Origin of the sequence: Bacillus marasmi (assembly GCF_902168435.1) — a bacterium.
Classification (GTDB): Bacteria; Bacillota; Bacilli; order Bacillales; family Cytobacillaceae; genus Bacillus_BU; species Bacillus_BU marasmi.
Genome location: NZ_LR656201.1, coordinates 1 through 2,503, shown reverse-complemented (window position 1 = coordinate 2,503; position 2,503 = coordinate 1). Strand labels below are relative to the sequence as shown.

Below are 2,503 nucleotides of genomic sequence, written 5' to 3'. Positions count from 1 at the left end.
CTATACTATCATAACCATATTCCTTAATTGTTGTATCATCTACCACTTTCAAAAAGTCTTCCACACTTTCATAACCTTTTGGAACAATGGACCTATTTATTAAATTTCCGTTTATATCATAATCGTTTTTTATTACTTCATCAATTTCGGAACGGTAAATATCTATGTGAGTACCCTTATTTCCGCCACTACTACTCTTAACCCCTTCAATCCTACTTACATAATCTCTTAAACCATTTTCAATACTATGTGTATTTACGGCTAAATCATGAGTTAATACTTTATTGCCCATTGTATCTTCCACGAGCTTTATTCGAAGTGGGTTAAGGTTTTTCGCTCCAGTAACCACCTTATCCGCGACTTGTGCTACCTCTATTGTATCTTTTATAACCTTATTTTTCACGATATTGGCGCCGTTTTGGAACGCTGCCTCTGCACGTTTCAAGCGGTCTGTTCCAAACTTGGATGCGGTTTCTACTAAGTTACTAATACGAGAAGTAGCTCCCTGTTGGATGCCACCCTTCACACTTGAACTTAATCCCAGCTTCCCGATATTATCACTGACATTTGCGAGACGAACAGTGCTGCTGAATTTCGTTAAGCCACTGACACCAGGGACAATATCGAGCGGTGCTAACAGCCCTCGAACCCATTCCAATTTCAGCCGTTTACCATAGAAATTGTCACCACTGAAGATGTCGTCTGGGTACAAAAATATTTTTCATATCATCTATATAAATTTCTAAAAAAAAAAACACTCGTTACCTAAAAGGCAATCAAGTGTTAGGGTATTCTAATACATATTCCTGATTATTACTTAACTGGTCCCATAAATTCAGTAATAAATAGAATATGTTCTTTCAATTTGACTTTTTTTAGATTCTCTACTTTTTCTGCTCCACCTAAACCTAGTAAAGGTGTATAGCCAAAGCACTCATCATACTCTGGCTCTTTATATTTTTCAATTGCTTCTGGATAAGGTAACCAATCTAATGCCTTTTGTCTAAAGGCCTCTTCCTCTAAAAATCTAAGAAACAAGGAATATTTTGAAGCTACCACTTTTGTTTTACCTTTTCTGTAGTTAATCATTACAACATAGGACTCTTGGTTTTCATCCTTTTCAAAAAGTATAACATCGCCCATGGATGTACTTAAAATAGGTATTGTACCTTGTCTTCTTAAATAAGTGTCATTTACTAAAGTGATAAAATCATCCGGGTCAATTATTTTTAAATACCCATTCATAAATGTACCATACCCATATGTTTTCCATATTTCAATCAATTCTAATGGGAGCAAATCTTTATATTTCTTAATTGTATATTCCTCTACTTCACTTAATTTCTTAAAATCTTTAAATAAGTTCAAATTACTAACCTCCTCTAATATGTAAGTTTAACATTTAAATAGGTATTTTTTCGTTGCTCAGGTTTCATTAATTGAGCTAATTCGCCTATTTTTTCATCGATAACATCTATTCTATACTTCCATTGCGATCCAATTGATGAGTTTATTCTTTTATCTCCCATACCGCCAATATTTAGGGGATTACCTCCAGCTATTTGGTCTGGATTGTGAAGTGCTGCTTGCGTCTTCAGCCAACTATTTGCTTTTATCTCAGCTTCTTCCCAAGACATACCATTTTCAAATAATTCTTCTATCTTTTTATTTAAAGCCTTTTCTCTAGCAGCTTGTTGTGCGGCATTACCTTCAATTGCACGCCCATGTTCAAGATACTTCTCACGATTTTTTAAATACTCCTCAACCGTAAGTTCATTCATTCCCTTTTCTTGGTCTTTTAGTTGTCTTGCAAACTCTTCGGAATCATGCTTTACATTTCTTTTAAAATTAACCTGAATTTCTTTAATTCTAGGTACATCGTCTAATTTCTTTACATTACCCGCACCCTTAGTTCCCCCACTACCAACCTTAACTCCATCGCTCGTGTTAAATAAAATTTTAACACCATTTTCAATCGTATGTGTATTTTCAATTACATCTCGCGGTTTTCCTGCAAGACCAAATCCCGCTAATACAGGTTCTTCTCGGGGAACATGGAGGTATTTTCTTAACCCGGCAACCCCCTTATCCGCTACTTGCGCTACCTCTATTGTATCTTTTATGACCTTATTTTTCACGATATTGGCGCCGTTTTGGAAGGCTGCTTCTGCTCGTCGTAGGCGGTCTGTTCCAAACTTGGATGCGGTTTCTACTAAGTTACTAATACCAGAAGTAGCTCCCTGTTGGACGCCACCTTTCACACCGGAACTTAAGCCAAGCTTTCCCATATTATCACTAACACCTGCGAGACGAACGGTGCTGCTGAATTTCGTTAAGCCGCTGACGCCTGGGACAATATCGAGCGGCGCCAACAGTCCTCGCACCCATCGTTCAGATGTGCCGAGTTCCCGACCTGAGACTAAATCCTTTCCAGACACAGCTGAACTCAATTCATAAGCACCGTATACAGCTCCCAACGCCATTCCAGCCGGTGGGCAGATTA

The 2,503-nt window shown here is 37.7% G+C and carries 2 protein-coding genes and 1 pseudogene; all 3 read right to left on the bottom strand.

The features are described 5' to 3' along the window. Nucleotides 1–211: pseudogene (locus tag FXW34_RS23655) on the bottom strand (HNH endonuclease); the annotation flags it as partial. 602 nt (nt 212–813) lie between these two features. Continuing rightward, on the bottom strand, nt 814–1,368 hold the full coding sequence (locus FXW34_RS22695; RefSeq protein ID WP_147536289.1) for a T6SS immunity protein Tdi1 domain-containing protein: 555 nt from the start codon (nt 1,366–1,368) through the stop codon (nt 814–816). Nucleotides 1,369–1,382: 14 nt separating this feature from the next. After that, nucleotides 1,383–2,503, bottom strand: a 1,121-nt coding sequence (locus tag FXW34_RS23515) for a polymorphic toxin type 15 domain-containing protein (protein ID WP_147536288.1), incomplete at its 5' end; no start/stop codon positions are given.